The following is a 20,197-nucleotide window of genomic DNA, read 5'->3' as shown; positions in this document are numbered from 1 at the left end:
TCAATTTATTTGGTTTTGGTAACCTCAAGTGGTGAACCCGTTCTTACTTGCAAGATCCCTGTAGTCAGTACCAAATCACCTTCTTTGAGGCCATCGACGATATGTACTTGACTCTCCGTCCTTGTCCCTATACTGACAATACGCTCTTCGGCTTGATTTTCAGCATTTGCTATGTATACTTTGTATCCACTGAGCTCAGGTATGACAGACTCAGCAGGTACAAGCAAGGCATTTTCTTCAATGCCAAGTGTATATCTAATTCTCACAAACATGCCTGGAAGAAAAACCCTGTCTTTGTTCTGACTTTCTGCTCTCAATCTCAAAGTTCGGGTAGCAGCATCTATGGTAGGTTCATAAGCGTAAACAGTCCCTTCTCTTTCCACTCCACTTCCATCATTTGAAAAGATGATTTTAGATCCAAGTTTTACTTGGTTGGAATATCTTTCAGGAATTGAAAACTCAATTTTTATGGGATCTATATTCACAATGCTCGCTATCACATCAGTAGTACCTATTACAGATCCTTCAGAAATCTGCCTCAAACCCAAGACACCATCAAAGGGAGCTCTAATTATCGTCTTGTTCAACTGTGCCTCTACCAATCTCAAATCAGCCAAATTTGTATTGAACTGGTTAAGTGACACATCGTATTCTTCCTGACTTATCGCCTCTTTTGCTAGAAGTTGTTTTTGTCTATTCTCCTGACTTTCATACAGTTTCTTAGTGTAATCTAATCGATCAAATTGTGCTTTCAACTCATCGTCATTGAGGTAAAGCAAAGGTGTTCCCTTCTTGACAAACTCACCTTCTTTGAAAGTAATTCTTTCCACAAGACCAGAAATTTCAGAACGCAGATTCACTGTTTCGTTTGGTATAATGGCGCCAGTAATACTCAGGTTGTTTTCCAATCTTTGGGGCTTGACCTCAACTACATTGACTGGTATGGCTCTTCCAGGTCCTTGCGGAGCTTGTGTCCCGGGTGCACTACCCTCTTCCTTTCCCATCATCACATCTATTCTTGGATAAATAAAAATAATTGCAACAACTGCTATAATTGCAACAATCAAAATAGTTTTGGTTTGTCTTTTCATTAGGAAATATCCACTGAGGTTTTACTGTACTGCTTATAATTTTTTAGCCAACTTAAGGTTAACTGATTGAAGATTTCTGGTTGCTCCACATTCACTACATGCCCACAAGATTTGATCACTTCCAAAAAGGCTTGTTTATGTCCTGCCACTATTTTACGAACTGACTCTAAAAACATTATGTCCTCTTCTCCCATCACATAGAAAGTGGGGATATTCAAGTCTTTCTCTTTGAAAAATCGAAGTAATGGATTAATATCTTTGGTGAGCTTAAACCACCTGATGAATTCCTTTTGACATAATCGCTTAGCCTCCCGGATAAACAAATTTCTGGATTCAGCATGGTGATTCAATGGCATGATGATAAAGGCAAACAACCTGTATAACCACATGTAAGGAAGAACACTTTTGAATGTATTGCCTAATACGACAAGAAGCCTAGAGGTAAAATTCAGCTTAGTCACTGCCCCTGCCATGATCAAGCTTTTTACCCGATGTGGTTCCATTTCGGCAAGTTGTCTGGCTAAAATTGTCCCTAATGAGACCCCCATAAAATGTGCTGGCGGCAGGTTTAGATGGTCTAATACTTCAATGATATCCTTAGTAACATTAGGGAATGTGTATTTCTCATTCCACAAATTACGGAAAGAGTTTGCCGACCTGCCGTGACCTCTAAGGTCAATGAGTAGCAAGTTATAATGTTCCTTGAATTCCCTGATTTGCTTATACCAAATCGATGAAGAGCCACCAGCTCCATGGATAAAAACTATCCATTCAGAATGGTTTTCTTGGGTATAGGTTTTGTAATATAGTAGCTCTTTTTTGGTCATCATGGTGGTATAACCCCAATTAGGGAAACAAAGTTACCAAGTGCAAAATTAAATTTATTTAATCCCAAGAAAAATCAATAAAGATATAGGTGGCAACTCAAAGCCATCAGTGGTTTGTCATGCATTTCGTGACCTTAACTCAAAAATCTACTTTGCAAACACCTGACTAGGGTCTTGAAAAGACTTAAACTCTAAGGCATTACCAGCAGGATCTAAGAAAAACATGGTAGCTTGCTCACCCACTTCACCCTGAAATCTGATATATGGCTCTACAATGAACTCAGTATTGTTTGCTTTTAACTTTTCTGCCAAATCATGCCATTCCGTCCAAGGCAAAATCGCACCAAAATGTCTTACAGGCACATATTTCCCATCCACTTGATTAGTTTTGGCTTCAGCTAACTCTTCAGGCTTGACATGTGCTGATAGCTGATGTCCAAAAAAATTGAAATCTATCCACTTGTCAGTACTCCTTCCAATCTCGCATCCCAAGAGATCTGCATAAAACTTTCTTGTCTCTTCAATATCGTTTATTGGAAAAGCGAGGTGAAATGGTTTAAATTGCTCCATAATTAAGATCTTTATCTCCCAAAAGTACCAATATCAATGTGGACTTTCAAAATCATTTTTAATCATGGGTAAAAAAACCGTCTCGTTGGTTCTATCAAGTGGTGGTGCTAGAGGAATGGCACATATTGGTGTCATTGAGGCTCTGGAAGAGGCCGGCTATGAGATAGTTTCTATTTCAGGAAGCTCAGCTGGGGCTTTGGTAGGAGGGATATATGCTACTGGCTTTCTTCCTGCTTTCAAAGATTGGATTTGTAACCTAGATAGAATTGATGTTTTCTCTCTCATGGACTTTACATTATCCACTAAAGGATTTATCAAGGGTGAGAAAGTCTTTTTAGCCTTAAAAAAACTGATAGAAGATTGCAAAATCGAAGAGCTGAAAATACCATTCAATTGTACAGCTGTAGAAATCCCTCAAGGAAAAGAAAAAATCTTTGATAAAGGCATGCTCTTCGATGCGATAAGGGCATCAGTCTCGATACCTACCGTACTTACACCAGCTAAGATAAAGGATAGGGAATATGTCGACGGGGGAATCCTTAACCCTCTTCCCTTATCTCTTATTCCAAAAAAAAGAAGAGGAGAAATTGTCATAGCAATTGATCTCAATGGACCTAAGGAATCCTTTATGGATGTGATCACGGCCCCTAGTCCAAAAGTAGAAACAGACAGATTAATAAAAGTCCCGCAATGGGTAAAAGACTACAAAGATAAATTTGCCAAATATTTCGAATCAGATGCTAAAGTTGAAAAATACAAAGGAATGAGTTCCCTAGAACTTCTCAATTATTCATTTGATATCTTACAAGACAAACTGACATCGGTAATTCTAGAAAGGCATAAAGTGGATATACTGGTGTCAATCGCGAGAACACAGGCAGGTACTTTAGAATTTCATCGAGCAGCAGAACTTGTAGAGATAGGCAAAAAGAAAATGGAAGATGCTATTAAAGAATTTGAAAATGGAAATCAATAAACTTAACGAGCTTTTTGGCAACATTGACATTTACCTCCTAGATCAAATACTTAAGGGGAGATTTACTAAAGAAATGAAAATCTTAGATGCTGGTTGTGGAGAAGGAAGAAATTGTATCTATTTTCTAAATCAAAATTATCAAATCTTCGGTGTAGATTCCAACCCCATTGCTATACAAATGGCTAGAATCTATGCCCAAACGATCAATCCTACCTTCGATGTACAGAGATTTCAAGTAGCTACAGTTCAAGACATGCCTTTTCACAAGGGAGCTTTCGATGTAGTGATCAGCTCAGCAGTATTACATTTCGCCAAAAGTGAGGCTCAATTTTTCGAAATGATAGATGAAATGATGCGTATTCTGAAACCAGGGGGAATATTTTTCTTAAGAATGACCACAGGGTTTGGAGGCATACTTGCGAATTCGCCAGAACTTGGTAATGGCGTGTACCTACTTCCGGATGATAGTGAGCGATTTATCCTTACGCCTACTTTGATCGAGAAACTGACCAAAAAACACCATTTGGGAAATCTAGAATCTCCCAAAAGTGTATTGATTCATGATCAAAGGGCAATGGGGGTCTTCGTCTGGAAAAAACTAGACTAAGTCCCGATCATTTCACCTCAATCACTTTAAATTCTGTCCTTCTGTTTACCTGATGTTCTTCCTCTGTCTTCGCATCCTTGATGATGAGCTGTCGCTTACCATACCCCTTGGCAACCAATCTATCAGCAGAAATACCTTTTGACACCATGTAAGCCACTGCAGATTCTGCTCTTCTCTGAGAAAGTGCGTCGTTGTATGCATCCGTAGCACGGGCATCTGTATGAGAGCTCAGCTCTATGGATATCGTAGGATTATCTTTCAATATGGTCACCAACTTATCCAACTCCTCCGCAGCATCAGGTCTGATATCCGCCTTGTCCAGATCATAATAAATATTCTCCAAAACGATAGCTTTATCAAGAACGAGGAGATCCAATACGATTGTGGTATCTAGAACTATATTGGTAACATCTTGGATCAAATCCTCCTGTTTAGGCGTTTTACCTCTGGTGTCGTAAGTGATGCTCTTGGTAAAATATCCAGTTTTGGAAGCTATCAAAGAGAAGTTCGCATCTGGAGCTAAAGTGAATCTTACTCGTCCATTTTGATTGGTAAAATCCCCTCCCGTCATTTTGTTTGAGGCATCATATAATGCAACCCTTGTTTGAGGCAAAATCTCCTCAGAACCATCCTCTTTCTTTTCCAAAGTGGTCACGTTAAGCAATATGTTAACAACTTTAGGCTTTGGTGTTTTATCTTCAAAAGAATAAATATCATCATCTCCGGCACCTCCATCTCTATTGGAAGTAAGAAAGCCTTCTTGAGGATAGTTGGTGAAAAATATCCCAAAATCATCAGCTGTAGAATTGACTTTAGGTCCAAGGTTCTTTACTTCATACCCTCCTCCATCTATAGGCTCTGCTACAAAAAGATCTAACTTACCCAATCCAGGATGCCCATCTGAGGCAAAGAAAATCTTACCATCTCTTGTCACTCTTGGGAACATTTCATTGCCTGGAGTATTAATTTGAGCACCCAGATTTACTGGATTACCGAAATCTCCATTTGCCAACTTGCTGGCTTTGTACAGGTCTGTACCACCCTGACCTCCAGGTCTATTTGAAGCAAAATATAACGTATTTCCATCAGGGCTAAATGCCGGTGTGCTATTCCACCAAAACTCATCTTCATTCAAGGGCATCCAAATAGGCTGAGTAAAACCTCCACCCCTAAAATATGAAGCAAATAGATGTACATCTGGTAAGTCCTTGTTTGATGTGGAGTTTCCTCTTGCATAAATGATCGTATTTCCATCTGGACTGATCGCGATTGCTCCTTGGTTTAGGCCTTCTTCATTGCGAAACTCAGGCATGGCTTGGATATTTTGAACATCCACACGTACTCCTTCTGCTTTGGCTCTGAAGAGCTTGGTATACGGCACACCTGTGGCTGGATAGATGCCAGAAGCTTGTCTAGAACTTGCAAAATAAAGGTAACCTTCATTTGCCACGGGGCCGTAGTCTGGACCAGCGGTGTTCAATGAAGTGTAATTCTGTATTTCAATATTTGGCCAATAATCTGTGATCTCTCCGACCTTTTTCAATACGCTCAGCTCATGATTGACTAATCTCAAATAGTCATCATCTAAGGTCATACTTTTAGCCCTCTCGAAGATTTCCGTCGCCTTTTCGTTTTCGCCTTGAGCTTTGTAACTAAGACCTAGTCTGTACAAATTTTCAAACTCAGGCTCATTTTCCACCAACTTTTCATAGTATGTGGATGATTTTTCTACTCGATTGGATAAGCGATAACTTTCCGCTACATAAAAATTAGCATCTCTGTTGTCTGGATCTTTTTCTAAAATTCTTGAAAAAGTACCGATTGCATATTGGTATTCACCAGAGGCAAATTGTTTCTGTCCTTTTTTGGGAAGGCTTGTACAAGATATTCCCAACAGTGAAATCAAAAAGAATACTAGGAGGCTTCGCTTCATTGCAATGAAAATCGGATATGTTCTTAGTTTTTTTCTAAATATAGGATAATTATAATAATTAATTTTGAAAGTATTTGTTTAACCAACTTTCTTTGGCAAGAAGAAGCCAATTATTTTCCAAATCACCTTTCAACTTTACCAAAGGATTCAAAGTGATAGAATCTGGATGCAATTCACCTTTGGCTACTTTATCTTTGATACCAAAGACGGAATTGACCACCAGGCTGTCCTCATTTTCCAAAAAAGACACTTTCCCTTGATCCAAAAGGTTGACTTCAAACCTTTCTTCTATCTCCCTCATTACGCGCACAGAGCTATCAATCGAACATCCACTAGCACCCAACTTGGATTCATCTACAGCCAATATCACCACTTGCCCAAATTTCACTTGAAAAGAAGTAGGCATCATGCTGCCATGTGTATTCCATTGATCACAAAATGAAGTCAACCTTTCCTCTATCCAATATAACTCCTCTTTAGTAAACCTTCTGTCTGCCTGATACACCCAAACCCTAGCATGAGCTGGCATTTGATCAAATTCCAAATACATATTTCAAATATTATTGTTTTTCTGTTTTCTATGTGGCTATGTGTTTTGTTTTTTTTACCACATAGACACATAGGTGCACATAGTTTTTTATTCAGTTCATACTTAACTTGATATTTAAAGCGGAAAAATACGCAATAAGTTCTTTTTATTAACGAAGCCTTAGAAGCTTTGGGTGTATTTGCGAAAAAAGAAATGTGAATACCTGAAGGTCGCTCCTATGGAGCTATTTATAATGGTTGCTGTTTCCCTTTCTACAAACAGTTTGCTCCGCTATATAAGAAGTGGGAAGGATGAGGGTTGAAGGATGAAGAATTTGATACTTGGTACTTGGTACAAATAATAGATTACTATGGGGTTAGTATCAACTAATATCCAGTATCAATTAATATCTGGATCTTGAAAACCCCAAATACGACTTAGTTACTGGTATCTTTCTGGATATAGATATTATTCTTTTTGAATAAAAAAATTCAAGGAAAAAAAACTTAAGTCCACGGGTAATTACCAACCGTGGACCTAAGCCAACTAAATCCCCATGTCTTTTGCGATCATCTCTGCCAAGTCATAAACTTTGACATCGTGCTCACGCTCTTTATTTTTGACTCCATCGGTCATCATGGTCAAGCAAAAAGGGCAACCTACTGCAATAGCAGCAGCACCTGTAGCTAAAGCTTCTTCTGTCCGCTCTACGTTGATGTCTTTATTCCCTGGCTCTGGTTCCTTGAACATTTGTGCTCCGCCAGCTCCACAGCACAATCCTTTTGTTCGACAACGCTTCATCTCTACCAGCTCTACATCCAGTGCTTTGATCACTTCTCTTGGTGCTTCGTACACATTATTGGCTCTGCCCAGATAGCAAGAATCGTGGAAGGTGATTTTTTTACCTTTGAATTCACCTCCACCTTTCAATACTACTTTACCTTCATTGATGAGTTGTTGGAGAAATTGGGAATGGTGAATCACCTCATAATTCCCACCCAATGCTGGATATTCGTTTTTTATGGTATTGAAGCAATGAGGACAAGCTGTGACTACTTTCTTCACTTCGTATCCATTCATCACTTGGATATTGGCTACAGCTTGCATTTGAAAAAGGAACTCATTACCAGCTCTTCTGGCAGGGTCTCCTGTACATGCTTCCTCAGGTCCTAGCACTGCAAAACTTACACCTACTTTATTAAGGATCTTAACAAATGCTTGGGTGACAGCCTTGTACCTATCATCAAATGATCCCGCACATCCTACCCAGAATAGTATCTCAGGACTTTCTCCATTTGCGGCCATTTCAGCCATTGTTGGTATTTTATATGTTGACATAGTATGGATTTTAGATTGTATTCCGATAGCTATCGGGATTAGATTGTAGATCTGTATTGATTGTCTTATTCTATCTACATATTCATCTTGGCTTCAATGCAAATATTCAATGATCTTTGAGCTATTCAAATATACTTCGGCGGACTCGCCTACCTTTTGAAAAGCTACATCTCAACTTTTGATTATTGAGCAGCAAATCTTTTTGGCCGCTAACTCTTCCTATCAGTTTATAAATTTTATTATTTCAATTCTTCATTTTTGAGCTGCTCAGCCCAGTTGAATCTATCTGTTGGGGCAAATTTCCATGGGGAAAAGCTCGTTTCCATGTTTTGAAACATCGCGTTCCATTGTGCTGGAGTGCTAGATTCTTCCATAGCAACATACCTACGCATCTGTATTATAATGGATAATGGATCTATGTTTACAGGGCAAGCTTCGACACAGGCATTGCAAGAGGTACAAGCATTAAGCTCTTCCTTTGTAATATAATCACCCAAGAGAGACTTCCCATCTCCCAGGCCTGCACCACCTTGATCGATGCTCTTTCCTACTTCTTCAGCACGATCTCGTACATCCATCATGATTTTGCGAGGAGACAATTTCTTCCCTGTGATATTTGCTGGACACTCGGCAGTACATCTACCACATTCGGTGCAGCTGTATGCATTCATGATATTGACCCAGCTAAGGTCATTGATATCCTTTGCACCAAACCTCGCGATCTCGGCAGGTGGCGCCTCCGCATCTTCCACTGGAATTCCAAGCATCATGTTCACTTCTCTGGTGACATCAGGCATATTTTCAATTTCACCTTTTGGCTTGAGATTAGAATACCATGTATTTGGAAATGCCAAGAATATATGCAAATGCTTAGAATAAGTCACGTAAATCGCAAAAGCTAAAATACCAATAATATGAAACCACCATGCGAACCTCTCTATGGCCACCAAGGTCGTATCACCCAAACCAGCAAATAAAGGCTGCATCATATCACTGAAAAACAGGCCATTCAAAAGAACATAACCCTCTACTCCTCTTTCAGCGAGTAGCTGATCGGTAGCATTCATTGTCAAGATAGCAACCATCAAAACGATTTCAATGATTAAGATCAAATTCGCATCCATTGCTGGCCAACCCTTAAGCTCTGTCTTAACCAGCCTAGGAACTTTTAGTACATTTCTTCGAATCAAGAAAGCTATACAAGAAATCAAAACTGCTATCGCAAGAACTTCGAATACATTCATCGCAAGACCATAGATGCTCCCAAGGTATGGAGCAAATATCCTATGGCTACCTGTGAGACCATCGATCACGAACTCCAGAACCTCCAAGTTGATCACAATGAAAGCTACATAAATCATGATGTGCAATATAGCTGGGATCAATCTCTTGAACATTTTCTGCTGTCCTAAGGCCACCAGCAACATCGTCTTCCAACGTGCTTCGGGTTGATCATTTCTGCTTTCAGACTTCCCCAGTAGGATGTTTCGCTTGAGATAAGCCACCCTTTTGTATAGAAAGTAACCTGCTATCGCAAAAATTATGAGAAAAACTATTTGAGGTAAAATGCTCATATTGATTAGATTAGTATATTTTGGTTAAATTTACTGTAATTTTTTTATTAGAATCATTTGCAAGAACAGAACAAATATCTACCTTTGCATCACCTTAAACGGTCAGGGTGATGTAGCTCAGTTGGTAGAGCATCGGACTGAAAATCCGTGAGTCGGTGGTTCGAATCCACTCATCACCACAAGTCCCGAGAAATCGGGACTTTTTTTATGCCCGAATCTCAAAGATTCTTTCTTGCTCTCACTGGCATTTGCACCGGTGACAAACAAATAGCATATATTCGACTCATTATTTTTCATACAATAATTATATTTCTATTTAATCCGTTCTTTAATAGATTTTCACATCCATTCACTTAACATTTGAAAATAATCAAGAAGTGAATTAACTAAGCTATTGCTATATATTTGTTGGATTTTAAAGCTTTTTTATAATCGTATTTTACAATGATTTGTTTATTTAGAAACAGACTGTCATTTCTTTGTCCTAAAATCTCTTAAAGTAAATCACTTTGCGAGACTGTTGACAAAGTTTAACTATCATTATCAGCTATTTAACTGAAAAATGAATTAACTTTTTCAATATTTACAACTTGGCTAGATTCTATTACCTTTACAGTGGGAGGTTCTTCAAATTGAAAAGATTTTAAGTCAGCAACTAGTTGATCAAATTCAGGCTCTGTTGCTACAATTACATCATCTAAACCAATAACATCACCTGATTTTATTTTACTTTTTACTCCCCTTGCTTCTCTTTCGTCAAGTGTAATCAAATAACTTAATGCTTTTCTGTGTACATATTTAAGGGCAATCGATTCCAAATCAGCTTGTTTATATCTTTCTCTCAAACTTGTTTTCACACTCCAACATATTGGGCCACGTTCAGCGGTGTAAAACATTAAGTCATAAACAACATTAGGAACAAAAGCAACTTTAGCACTTAAATACAAGGGTAAAATATTTTCTCTTATACAAAGTGTTGCTAAGATATATTCAAAAACCTTCCCGTTTAAATTGCTGTTTGAGTCAGTGATTTTTTTGTATTCGTCCCAATATGTTCTCACATATTCTGAAGGTGTATTATACTCAATATCCATGAAATTTGGGAATAGCGATTCAAACACCAAGCCCGCTTTTGTGTTAGTTCCTAAAATAACTCCTAATTCCTTAAGCATTTTTCAAAATTAATTTAACAATTTCACTTGCAGTTGCTTGAATTGCTGGAATTGCAACTGAATTTCCAAACTGCTTATAGGCAGAAGCGTCGGCAACTGGAATAATAAATTCGTCAGGAAAACCTTGAAGTCTAGCCCATTCTCTTGGTGTCATTTTCCTTATTCCTTGTCTATTAACTTCTCCTTTTATATGAGTAACTGGAGTAAAATCTTCTAACCTATCGTCATAAACCAAGTTTCTTTCTCTGCCCATCCCCCCACATACAACTGCATTGGCTGTCCCATGATCAGGAATAATTTCGTAACCAAAACCATTACCCTTGCTTTCATGCCTTTTTTTATGATTTACCAGTGTATTTAAATAAGTATCTGAAAGATAATATTTTACAGAAACTGGGTTTTCTTCCTTAACTTCCTCAAAAGTAATGTTTTGGTTTGTCGGCTTCGGGTAATCAAAACTTTCGATTCCTAAGTCCGATCTAAAACCTACAATAAAAATCCTCTCACGGTTTTGCGGAACTCCAAAGTCTTTTGCATTCAAGACTTGTGGTAAAGGGACGAAATAACCAAGATCTTCTCGTAAAACATTCAAAATAGTTTTCAGTGTTTTGCCTTTATCGTGATTGAAAAGCCCTTTTACATTTTCTAGGAAAATTGCCTTTGGTTGCTTTCTTTTTATAATTTCTGCTACCTCAAAAAACAATGTTCCTCTCGTATCCTCAAAACCTCCTCTTTTCCCAGCTATTGAGAACGCTTGACAAGGAAACCCCGCACATAAAACATCAAAACCATCTGGAATAAATTTCTTTGTCTCTTCTTTAGTTATATCTCCAAACGGAACATCTCCAAAATTGACCTCATAAGTTCTTTTCGCTTGTTCGTCCCATTCACTTGTAAAAACACACTTCCCACCAAGGTTTTGCATTGCAATTCTAAAACCTCCAATTCCAGCAAACAAGTCTATAAATTTAAACTTAGGCTTTGTAGGTTTAGGAAAAGGAACATCCTTCTTAAAATCAAAAAGCATGTACTGTAATGCTTCTTCTGCGACCAACGAAGAAATTTCCTCTTTAGGATATTTATATTCTAGAGCACGTTTCACATGCTGAACAGCTTCTTTTTTATAAAAGCTCGAGACACCATTTTGGTGGTGATGCAGATAGTGTGTGAATGCGGCTTTTCCATTATCAGATGCTTCTACCGTCCTGATTTTGAAGGTCTTTCCGAACACTTCCTCAAGTGATATTTTCTCTTTTAACCCCATTTATACTTTTACAATCTTTTAAAACGCAATTTACTTATTATGTTTCTATTTTTTTCTTTACTCAAACGGAGAACTTTAAACCTTCTTTTCATTAGCGACTTTATGATATAAATCGGTCATAAAACTTCATGAAAGTTCTTGATCTTTAGCTTAATCGTTCAAATATACAGTTCTTTTGTTTTGGACAGCAATCAAACATCATATCATTACCCACTGTATAATTGTCCATGCAAAATAAGAAATAGTAGGCATGCATACTATTTTTGATGGCAATTTAAAATTATTCTAAGTTTAAATTTTTTCTCAAATTGCTGTAACATTTTCACTTCTCATGCATCACCTACTCGAATGAAGTCATTCTTTGAGACACATATCTGGCCACTCAAGAGCAAGCTCTACCGCATGGCATACCTCTGGGTCAAGGATCAAGAGGTAGCCAATGATGTCCTGCAACAAGTATTTGAAAAAGCATGGCTTAAAAAAAGTGACTTAGAAAAAATGGAAAACCCTACAGGCTGGATTGTCAAATCACTGAAAAATGAAAGCCTGCAACACTTCCGATCCAACAAGAGACTTGAGCCGCTTGGGGAGATAGAACGAGAAGATACAATTCATTGTGAACATGATGAGGATACAGCCTCAAAATTGAAATTAGTCTATCACTATCTAGAGTCATTGCCAGAGAAGCAAAGGGAAGCTTTCCATCTTAGAGAAGTAGAAGGATTAACTTATGAAGAAATAGCCTCTTATCTCGACATTAGTTTAGATGCAGTAAAAGTGAACATCTATAGAGCAAGGCAAGCACTAAAAAACTATTTGACACAGAAAAAATGATAAATAGAATTTCATATTTAATCGAAAAATATTGGGATGGCAACACTTCCCTAGAAGAGGAAGCAGAGCTCAAAGCTTTATTGAAAAATTCAAAAGGTCATGAAGCAGAGAAAGAGTTCTTCTTGGGAATAGATCAAATCAAGTCCATATCTCCTCAAAACATACAAAATCCAGGGATCAAAAAGCTTAACATGAAGCTCTATTGGACTCAAATAGCTGCAAGTCTGATCCTATTGCTGGTTGCTGGCATCAGTATTTTTTCTTATAAACAAAAAGAAGCTGAAAGACATGCTTTTGCACAAGTCATGGAGGCTTTCAGCCTAATACAGCATAATATGAATAAGGGGACAGAAAATCTGCAATCTCTTCAAGAGTTTCGCCATCTCAACACGACCAATCAAATCTTTGAAATAGAAACTAATTAAACATGAAAAAATATTCTCTTATACTCATTACACTTTTCCTGTTCACAGGTGTACAGGCTCAAGACGATGCCATCGTGAAGTTCTTTTCCAAGTACATGGAAGATGATCGCTTCTCTAGGGTATACATCAGTCCAAAAATGATGCAAATGGCTGGAGGATTCCTCAAGTCTGACGCCAGCAACGACAAAGAAGCAGCTGATCTTGGAGAGCTAATTTCAAAAGTAAAAGGTATCAGAATACTATCTGCTGATAAAGTGAATGGTAAGCCACTTTACAACGAAGCCATGTCTACTTTGACCAAAAATAAGTACGAAGACCTCATGGACGTCCAAGACAAAAATTCCAATGTCAAATTCATGGTGAGAGAAGAAGGAGGCAAAGTCAGAGAGCTATTGATGATAACAGGTTCCGCTGAAAACTTCACCTTGCTCAGCATGCTTGGAAACTTCACTTATCAAGATCTAAACATGCTTTCCGAAAAAACCAATATTCCAGGAATGGAGAACTACAAATCAAAGAATAAATAAAATCTTAACTATAAAACATCAAATCATGAAACTGAAGCTAACATTCATTGCATCTATGCTTTTACTGATTGTCCAATCATCTATCGCCCAAAGCAAAGCTGTCGACGCACTATATCAAAAACACAAGAGCAATCCTGACTTCTTCCACTTAGATCTTGGAGGGAACTTCATGAACTTTGCCAAAGGATTCAATATCGATCTAGATGAAGCTCAATCCTCTATACTCACCAAGTCGATTGAGAAAATGAAGTTTTACAAACTTCCCAAGCAATCATCGAATACTACAGAATTCAATGGACTCAAAAGAGGGCTAGAAAAAGAGAAATTTGAACTGATGATGGAAGTATCCGAAAAATCTAATGATGTCATTATTTTCACCAAAGGCTCTAAAAAAATCAGTGATATCGTGTTGCTTATCAACGATAAAAACAGTGATTTTATAGTACTCGAGTTTCAAGGTGATTTTGACGCCAATGCATTGGCTGACATCGGAAAAAAAATCCAAAAATAAATCGATTCAACAAAGCAAGAAAAGTGCATTAAGAAATCTAGTAAAAGGAAAGGTTTCTTAATGCATTTACTTTTTTAAAATGGCAATTTCCCCAAATCCACATTACCTCCACTTAAGATAATGCCAACTTTTTGGTTTTGAAACTGCTCTTTATGTTTTAATAAAGCCGCCAAAGGTACAGCACAGCTCGGCTCAACGACAATCTTCATCCTTTCATAGATTAACCGCATAGCTTCTATTATTTCCACATCTCCAGCAGTAAGTATATCATCTACATGCTCTAAGATGATTGCAAAATTCAACTTTCCAAGAGATGTCAGAAGTCCGTCAGCGATAGTATTTGGGCTTTGCATGGGAATCAGCTCTCTGGCTTGAAAAGACCTAAAAGCATCATCTGCCCCCTTAGGCTCGGCTCCTATCACCTTCGTATTTGGTGAGATATACTTACTTGTAAGTGCTGTACCTCCAAGAAGTCCTCCTCCCCCCACTGGTGCCATGATGGTATCAAAAGGTATACCTTCTTCCCACATCTCTAGCGCACAAGTAGCTTGACCTTCGATGACATCAAAGTAATCATAAGGAGGAATGAAAATGGCTCCTGTATCAGCCACCACTTGCTGTAGGGTAGTTTCTCTAGCAAGCAAGTTTGGCTCGCACTCTATGATCTCACCTCCATAAGAACTAACTGCTTTCTTTTTGATCTGGGGAGCAGAAGAAGGCATTACGATGTATGATTTGATCCCCGCCACGCTAGCCGCACGTGCCAAAGCTGCGGCATGATTTCCCGAAGAATGAGTTGCCACACCATTTCTCTTTTGCCCTTCATTAAGCTTGGCTACTGCATTGGCAGCTCCTCTAGCCTTGAATGCACCAACTTTCTGAAAATTCTCACATTTGAAAAAAATCTCACATCCCGCCAATTCATTGATAGCGGTAGATTTCATAATTGGCGTGCGATGAATAAAAGGCTGGATTCGCTGATGAGCAACCTGGATATTTTCTAAGGTCGGAAAAACGTGCATAAAGTACTATTTGGATTTTCTCTGTTAAAGGTAGCAAGTTTCAGACGTTTGATTTATATCTTTAATCCAAATTCATAAATCCTATGCTTGAACAGCTTTTAGCAAATTTGGAGATTGCACCCCTGATGGGAATACCTCTCAATGAAAAAAACACCATGAGGATGGATTTTTCTCCCTCCAACAGAAAACTTCTTGAAGTAGACCTTAGTAATACAGCTTTATTCGACAGCTATGTGTTTGGGCTACTAAACTCATCACAAAAACAATACGGAATAGGCGGCTATTTCGAGCATCGAGCGATCTATCAGCGCAGTAAGGTTTTCGCCACTGCTGTAGAAGACTTTAGAGATATTCATTTGGGAGTGGATATTTGGACAAAAGCTGGGCATCCTGTATACACACCTATAGACGGAGTCGTACATAGTTTTCAAGACAATGTAGGTTTTGGCAACTATGGCCCTACGATCATCTTGAAGCACAAGCTAGGAGGCAAACTTCTATACAGCCTTTATGGTCATTTACAAAGGGCCGATTTAGAAAACTTGGTGGTAGGTAGGCTATTCAAAAAAGGGGATTTACTTTGCCATCTAGGTGAATTCCCTGAAAATGGAGACTGGCCAGCTCATTTACACTTTCAATTGATGTGGGATATGATGGGAAATGTAGGGGATTTCCCAGGTGTGTGTTCACATAGGGAGCAAGAAAAGTACCGTCAAATATGCCCAAACCCTCATGCTATAATTGGCTATTGATATTTGTTAAAGTAATCAGCCTAATTCCCTCTAATGTCAGGTTGCGATCCACATCATCAAAACTACCTTTCAAATTTGACAAAATAGTCGAAAGTCCACCTGTTGCGATCACCTTTACGGGAGTCTTAAGCTGTTGCTTTATGGTTCCGAGCATGCCTTGCACAAGACCTGTGTAACCATAAAGTATACCTGCCTGAATGGACTCGACTGTATTAGTTCCAATTGCAGATTTGGGAAATTTGAGCGGAACTTCAGGAAGCTTTGATGTATTTGAAAATAAAGATTTGACAGCTGTTTTTAGCCCAGGAACAATATTTACCCCAACTACTTTACCCTCATCATCTACAACGGTAAAAGTCAAAGCTGTACCAAAATCTACGATAATATTTGCTTGCCTATTCCTCTCGTATGCAGCTGTCACATTGCACATCAAATCAGTCCCTATTTCATTTGGTCTGCTGGTACTTACACTTAATTTTCGATAGCTATCACCATTGATAAAGTAACAAGGTTTGCCGAGAAATTCCTTGCAAAATTGATTAAGTAGCTCATTCAACTCTGGCACAACAGAACTAACACCTACCGATGAGACTGCATCTATTTTTAGATTATTTTCTAAAAAGAACAAATGCATGGCTCTCTCCAAGCTCAGAAGTGTTAAGCTACCTTTGCTTTCTATCCTAAATTCATGTATCCACTCCCCTATGTTTGAGTCATAGAACCCAATTGTAATATTGGTATTGCCTGCATCGATAGATATAAACATAAGGTTGAGGTTAAGAATCACCTTTCTAGCACAAAGGAATCCAAATATAAAAATTGATTTTAAGCTTTTTCAATTTTTGCTTACATTCGGATATGTATACAATCAGAAAAGGAGAAAAAGCGGATTTACCGAGAATTCTAGAGCTAGTTATGGAACTAGCTATATATGAAAAAGCACCCGAGCAGGTGAGCAATACTGTTGAAATGATGGAAGCTGATGGTTTTGGTGAAAACCCTGTGTTTGGAAGTTTTGTTGCTGTAAAAGATAGCACAAATGAAATCATTGGGATTTCCATTTTTTATTACAGATACAGTACTTGGAAAGGCAGAAGGCTTTATCTGGAAGACATAGTAGTCACCGCATCTGAAAGAGGAAATGGAGCTGGAAAACTCCTTTTTGACAGGACTATGCTAAAATGTTTGGAGGATAAATGTACGGGCATGATGTGGCAAGTATTGGATTGGAATGAGCCAGCAATCAATTTCTACAAAAAATATGGTGCTGACCTAGACGGTGAGTGGATCAATTGCAACTTACAAGCAGAGGACATCAAGAATATCTTGGAAAAGGGCTGAATTGGTTTAAACGCTAAAGTTTAACGACTTCTGTGGTTTACTTTTTTTTAACCGCAAAGAATTTGAAGGTTACGCTAAGAGCGCTGAGGAATGTATTTACCTAGATGGATAAAATATACTTTGTGACCTTGGCGAAAACTTGGCGTCCTCTGCGGTTTACTTTTTTTTAACCGCAAAGAATTTGAAGGTTACGCTAAGAGTGCTGAGGAATGTGTTTGACTTGATGGACAAAACATACTTTGTGACCTTGGCGAAAACTTGGCGTCCTCTGCTGCTTACTTTTTTTTAACCGCAAAGAATTTGAAGGTTACGCTAAGAGCGCTGAGGAATGTGTTTGACTTAATGAATAAAATATACTTTGTGACCTTTGCGAAAACTTGGCGCACTCTGCGGTTTACTTTTTTTTTAACCGCAAAGAGTTAAAAGGTTACGCTAAGAGCGCTGAGGAATGTATTTAACTAGATGGATAAAATATACTTTGTGACCTTGGCGAAAACTTGGAGCACTCTGCGGTTAAAAATCTTTAATCCACCGATCTTGCTCGTCCACTTTTGACACCAAAAAACATAAAAAGAATGGTGCTAGACAGCATCAAGTAAATAAGGTGATTCCAATCTGAAAAAACATCGAACACTACTCCAAACAGCAATGGCCCCAATGCTGCAAGGTAATAGCCCGCAGACTGGGACATTCCAGAAAGTGAGGCAGTTACTTTTTCAGATCTGGTTCTCAACCCTATTAGGGTATAGGCCAGTGAGATACTTGCTCCTAACCCTAACCCTATCAAAGTAAGTCCAATATAATTGACCCATAACACTTGGATAAAAAGAGAAGAAAATCCGAAAAGGTAAAAACTACCCAAGGTTAAAATTATCCCTACTTGATCTTTATATTTGACGGCAACTATAGGTGCTAGAAAAGTCCCTACCAACCCAATGATCTGCATCAAAGACATCAAAGCACCTGCTTCCACTGGACTCAATCCACGGGATATCATCATATCAGGAAGCCATGCAATCAATGTAAAAAACAATAAAGATTGCACACCCATAAACATACTTATCTGCCAGGCAAGTCTTGACTTCCACACATTTACTTTGAGCTCTGGAATGGCATGAATAGGCACTGCTTTTGGCATTTTAGCTTGAGGAGACCAAAGCAATATTCCAAGCACAATCAATATAGCCCATGACAATAAAGACCCTCTCCAACCTAGGCCTAAGTCCAAAGCAAGAGGTGCACTTATGCCGGAAGCTATAGCCGCTGTCAGAGTCATCCCCGTAGTATAAGAAGCTGTGACTATCCCTGTCTTTTGAGGAAGTCTATTCTTGATCAGCGGTATCAGCAAAACATTACATATCACAATCCCTATACCTGTCAGTCCAGTACCAATGTATAACCACATGGCTCCTCCAAGCACCCTAATTACGGATCCAATCAGGAGAATGAAAAGTGCCAACAAAATAGCTTGGGCATTACCAAGTCTTTTACCAATTCCAGCTGCAAACAGCGAAAAGGTAGCGAATGTAACCAGTGGCAAAGTAGTGAGAAAACCCGCCCAACCGTTGGAAAGCCCCAAATCAGCACGAATCATAGGAATAAGAGGCCCCACAGCCGTGATGGATGGCCTGAGGTTGAAAGCCACCAACATAATCCCTACAAAGAGAAAAGTTGAATTATGATAAATAGGCTGCTGCCTTGACGCTGACATAATAAGAATAAAATTGTTGCAATAATAAAGAGGACTGAGAATGATCTCTAGGAATTAGTGATTACTAAATCCTTGACGCATTCCACCCAAGTATCATTAGAATTAAGGCTGGGAACTAGATCCCACTTCTCTCCGCCAAGCTCTTCGAACTCTTCTTTATACTCTTGACCTACTTCCACTGTGGTCTCCAGACAATCTGCCACGAATGCTGGAGAGAACACCAAGACCCTCTTGATACCCTTATTTGCAAGTTCTTTGATCACATCCTCTGTATAGGGCTTGATCCAAGGATCCTTTCCAAGTCTGGACTGAAAACAGGTCATTACTTTCTCTTCAGGCAAGCCAAGTTTTGAAGCTAGCAGGCGTGTGGTATGAAAGCATTGTCCACGATAGCAAAATTGATTTTTCTTGGTATAATTTCCACAGCACTTGTCAGAAAGCTGACAGTACCCACCTACAGAACCTTTTTTGATCTGACGCTCTGGTAAGCCGTGATAAGAAAAAAGGTACATATCATATTCATCTTTTGCCATCATTTCCCTTCCAAGTTCTGCCCATGCTTCTAAGAAAAGTGGATGCTCCACAAAGTTGTTGACAAAAGTAATATTAGGAATGATTTGCCAAGTTCTGGCTATCTCCATTACCTTATCTACTACGGAGCCATTCGTAGCTGATGCATATTGAGGAAAAAGTGGAATAACGATGATCTTACTTACATTCGCTTTATTTAACTTGTTCAAACCTTCTTCTATGCTTGGGGTCTGATACCTCATGGCCATTTCCACAATGTATTTACTATTGTCCAGCTTTGGGATGAGTTTTGCTTTCAAATCTTCGGTATGAAATAGTAATGGAGACCCTCTATCTGTCCAAAGCTTTCTGTATTCATTGGCAGATTTTGGAGCTCTGAAAGGAGCAATGATCAAATTAACAAGCATCCAGCGCGGAATGAGGGGGATGTCTATCACTCTTCCATCCATCAAAAATTCTCTAAGATATTTTCTCACATCCCCTGTTGCAGTGCTGTCAGGGGTACCTAGATTTACAAGTAATACGCCTGTTTTGGCCTTAAGATTTCCCATAGTTGGAGTATATACGATAAGTTTTACTAATCAGAACCAAAAATACACCCTTTGGTTAGAATATAATAATTGAAAAGATCAATCTTAGATAGAAGAGTATTTACATAATCC

The 20,197-nt window shown here is 38.6% G+C and carries 21 protein-coding genes and 1 tRNA gene; 9 read left to right on the top strand and 13 right to left on the bottom strand.

The genetic code is table 11. The features are described from left to right. Positions 1-5 precede the first annotated feature (5 nt). The 3 genes from MM214_RS12190 to MM214_RS12180 form a co-directional block, all read right to left on the bottom strand. On the bottom strand, positions 6-1,091 hold the full coding sequence (locus MM214_RS12190; protein ID WP_241295836.1) for an efflux RND transporter periplasmic adaptor subunit: 1,086 nt from the start codon (positions 1,089-1,091) through the stop codon (positions 6-8). Further along, positions 1,091-1,918: an alpha/beta fold hydrolase gene (locus MM214_RS12185; RefSeq protein ID WP_241295882.1), complete on the bottom strand. Its 828-nt coding sequence runs from the start codon at positions 1,916-1,918 to the stop codon at positions 1,091-1,093. Before MM214_RS12185 ends, MM214_RS12190 begins: the two co-directional genes overlap by 1 nt. 147 nt (positions 1,919-2,065) lie before the next feature. Further along, the gene (locus MM214_RS12180) at positions 2,066-2,488 is read right to left on the bottom strand and encodes a VOC family protein (RefSeq protein ID WP_241295834.1); all 423 of its coding nucleotides are present in this window, start codon (positions 2,486-2,488) and stop codon (positions 2,066-2,068) included. Positions 2,489-2,552: 64 nt separating this feature from the next. Between MM214_RS12180 and MM214_RS12175 the strand changes: the two genes are divergently transcribed. After that, positions 2,553-3,464: a patatin-like phospholipase family protein gene (locus MM214_RS12175; RefSeq protein ID WP_241295832.1), complete on the top strand. Its 912-nt coding sequence runs from the start codon at positions 2,553-2,555 to the stop codon at positions 3,462-3,464. Next, positions 3,451-4,071, top strand: coding sequence for a class I SAM-dependent methyltransferase (locus MM214_RS12170; RefSeq protein WP_241295830.1), 621 nt, complete (start codon positions 3,451-3,453; stop codon positions 4,069-4,071). The genes MM214_RS12175 and MM214_RS12170 overlap by 14 nt, the downstream gene beginning before the upstream one ends. A 7-nt stretch (positions 4,072-4,078) precedes the next feature. Here the strand turns inward: MM214_RS12170 and MM214_RS12165 are convergent, their stop codons facing one another. The 4 genes from MM214_RS12165 to MM214_RS12150 form a co-directional block, all read right to left on the bottom strand. Next, positions 4,079-6,004, bottom strand: coding sequence for an OmpA family protein (locus MM214_RS12165; RefSeq protein ID WP_241295828.1), 1,926 nt, complete (start codon positions 6,002-6,004; stop codon positions 4,079-4,081). A 58-nt stretch (positions 6,005-6,062) separates the two neighbouring features. After that, the gene (locus MM214_RS12160; protein WP_241295826.1) at positions 6,063-6,554 is read right to left on the bottom strand and encodes a hypothetical protein; all 492 of its coding nucleotides are present in this window, start codon (positions 6,552-6,554) and stop codon (positions 6,063-6,065) included. A gap of 525 nt (positions 6,555-7,079) precedes the next feature. Beyond that, positions 7,080-7,871: a (Fe-S)-binding protein gene (locus MM214_RS12155; RefSeq protein WP_241295824.1), complete on the bottom strand. Its 792-nt coding sequence runs from the start codon at positions 7,869-7,871 to the stop codon at positions 7,080-7,082. 239 nt (positions 7,872-8,110) lie between these two features. Then, on the bottom strand, positions 8,111-9,445 hold the full coding sequence (locus MM214_RS12150) for a 4Fe-4S dicluster domain-containing protein (RefSeq protein ID WP_241295822.1): 1,335 nt from the start codon (positions 9,443-9,445) through the stop codon (positions 8,111-8,113). 106 nt (positions 9,446-9,551) lie between these two features. On the opposite strand from MM214_RS12150, the gene MM214_RS12145 reads away from it, so the two are divergent. Next, positions 9,552-9,624 (top strand) — tRNA-Phe (locus MM214_RS12145). Between the two features lie 372 nt (positions 9,625-9,996). On the opposite strand, the gene MM214_RS12140 is transcribed toward MM214_RS12145, so the two are convergent. Both MM214_RS12140 and MM214_RS12135 read right to left on the bottom strand, forming a co-directional pair. After that, entirely contained in the window at positions 9,997-10,617 is a 621-nt protein-coding gene (locus MM214_RS12140) for a PDDEXK family nuclease (RefSeq protein WP_241295820.1), read from the bottom strand. Then, on the bottom strand, positions 10,610-11,881 hold the full coding sequence (locus tag MM214_RS12135; RefSeq protein WP_241295818.1) for a DNA cytosine methyltransferase: 1,272 nt from the start codon (positions 11,879-11,881) through the stop codon (positions 10,610-10,612). The genes MM214_RS12140 and MM214_RS12135 overlap by 8 nt, the downstream gene beginning before the upstream one ends. Positions 11,882-12,229: 348 nt before the next feature. On the opposite strand from MM214_RS12135, the gene MM214_RS12130 reads away from it, so the two are divergent. From MM214_RS12130 to MM214_RS12115, 4 genes are read left to right on the top strand one after another with little or no spacing between them, the layout of a single operon-like run. After that, on the top strand, positions 12,230-12,715 hold the full coding sequence (locus MM214_RS12130; protein WP_241295816.1) for an RNA polymerase sigma factor: 486 nt from the start codon (positions 12,230-12,232) through the stop codon (positions 12,713-12,715). Then, positions 12,712-13,140 carry a hypothetical protein gene (locus MM214_RS12125; protein WP_241295814.1) on the top strand — a complete coding sequence of 143 codons (429 nt, stop codon included), beginning with the start codon at positions 12,712-12,714 and terminating at the stop codon, positions 13,138-13,140. The genes MM214_RS12130 and MM214_RS12125 overlap by 4 nt, the downstream gene beginning before the upstream one ends. Positions 13,141-13,142: 2 nt before the next feature. After that, the gene (locus MM214_RS12120; RefSeq protein ID WP_241295812.1) at positions 13,143-13,667 is read left to right on the top strand and encodes a DUF4252 domain-containing protein; all 525 of its coding nucleotides are present in this window, start codon (positions 13,143-13,145) and stop codon (positions 13,665-13,667) included. A gap of 25 nt (positions 13,668-13,692) precedes the next feature. Further along, the gene (locus MM214_RS12115) at positions 13,693-14,178 is read left to right on the top strand and encodes a DUF4252 domain-containing protein (protein WP_241295810.1); all 486 of its coding nucleotides are present in this window, start codon (positions 13,693-13,695) and stop codon (positions 14,176-14,178) included. A gap of 74 nt (positions 14,179-14,252) precedes the next feature. On the opposite strand, the gene MM214_RS12110 is transcribed toward MM214_RS12115, so the two are convergent. Further along, a complete protein-coding gene (locus tag MM214_RS12110; protein ID WP_241295808.1) occupies positions 14,253-15,200 on the bottom strand; it encodes a pyridoxal-phosphate dependent enzyme in 948 nt (315 codons plus the stop codon). Between the two features lie 83 nt (positions 15,201-15,283). On the opposite strand from MM214_RS12110, the gene MM214_RS12105 reads away from it, so the two are divergent. Further along, on the top strand, positions 15,284-15,952 hold the full coding sequence (locus MM214_RS12105; protein ID WP_241295806.1) for a peptidoglycan DD-metalloendopeptidase family protein: 669 nt from the start codon (positions 15,284-15,286) through the stop codon (positions 15,950-15,952). Here MM214_RS12105 and MM214_RS12100 read toward each other — a convergent pair. Next, the gene (locus MM214_RS12100) at positions 15,936-16,718 is read right to left on the bottom strand and encodes a type III pantothenate kinase (protein WP_241295804.1); all 783 of its coding nucleotides are present in this window, start codon (positions 16,716-16,718) and stop codon (positions 15,936-15,938) included. The two genes, MM214_RS12105 and MM214_RS12100, sit on opposite strands and share 17 nt — an antisense overlap. Before the next feature lie 92 nt (positions 16,719-16,810). Between MM214_RS12100 and MM214_RS12095 the strand changes: the two genes are divergently transcribed. Further along, a complete protein-coding gene (locus MM214_RS12095) occupies positions 16,811-17,293 on the top strand; it encodes a GNAT family N-acetyltransferase (RefSeq protein ID WP_241295802.1) in 483 nt (160 codons plus the stop codon). 523 nt (positions 17,294-17,816) lie between these two features. On the opposite strand, the gene MM214_RS12090 is transcribed toward MM214_RS12095, so the two are convergent. Together MM214_RS12090 and hemH are read right to left on the bottom strand one after the other, a co-directional pair. Then, the gene (locus MM214_RS12090; RefSeq protein ID WP_241295800.1) at positions 17,817-19,004 is read right to left on the bottom strand and encodes a CynX/NimT family MFS transporter; all 1,188 of its coding nucleotides are present in this window, start codon (positions 19,002-19,004) and stop codon (positions 17,817-17,819) included. A gap of 47 nt (positions 19,005-19,051) precedes the next feature. After that, positions 19,052-20,086 carry a ferrochelatase gene (hemH, locus tag MM214_RS12085; RefSeq protein WP_241295799.1) on the bottom strand — a complete coding sequence of 345 codons (1,035 nt, stop codon included), beginning with the start codon at positions 20,084-20,086 and terminating at the stop codon, positions 19,052-19,054. Positions 20,087-20,197 lie beyond the last annotated feature (111 nt).

Source organism: Belliella kenyensis (assembly GCF_022549675.1).
GTDB classification, from domain to species: Bacteria; Bacteroidota; Bacteroidia; order Cytophagales; family Cyclobacteriaceae; genus Belliella; species Belliella kenyensis.
This window is presented reverse-complemented; position numbering and strand designations above follow the sequence as displayed.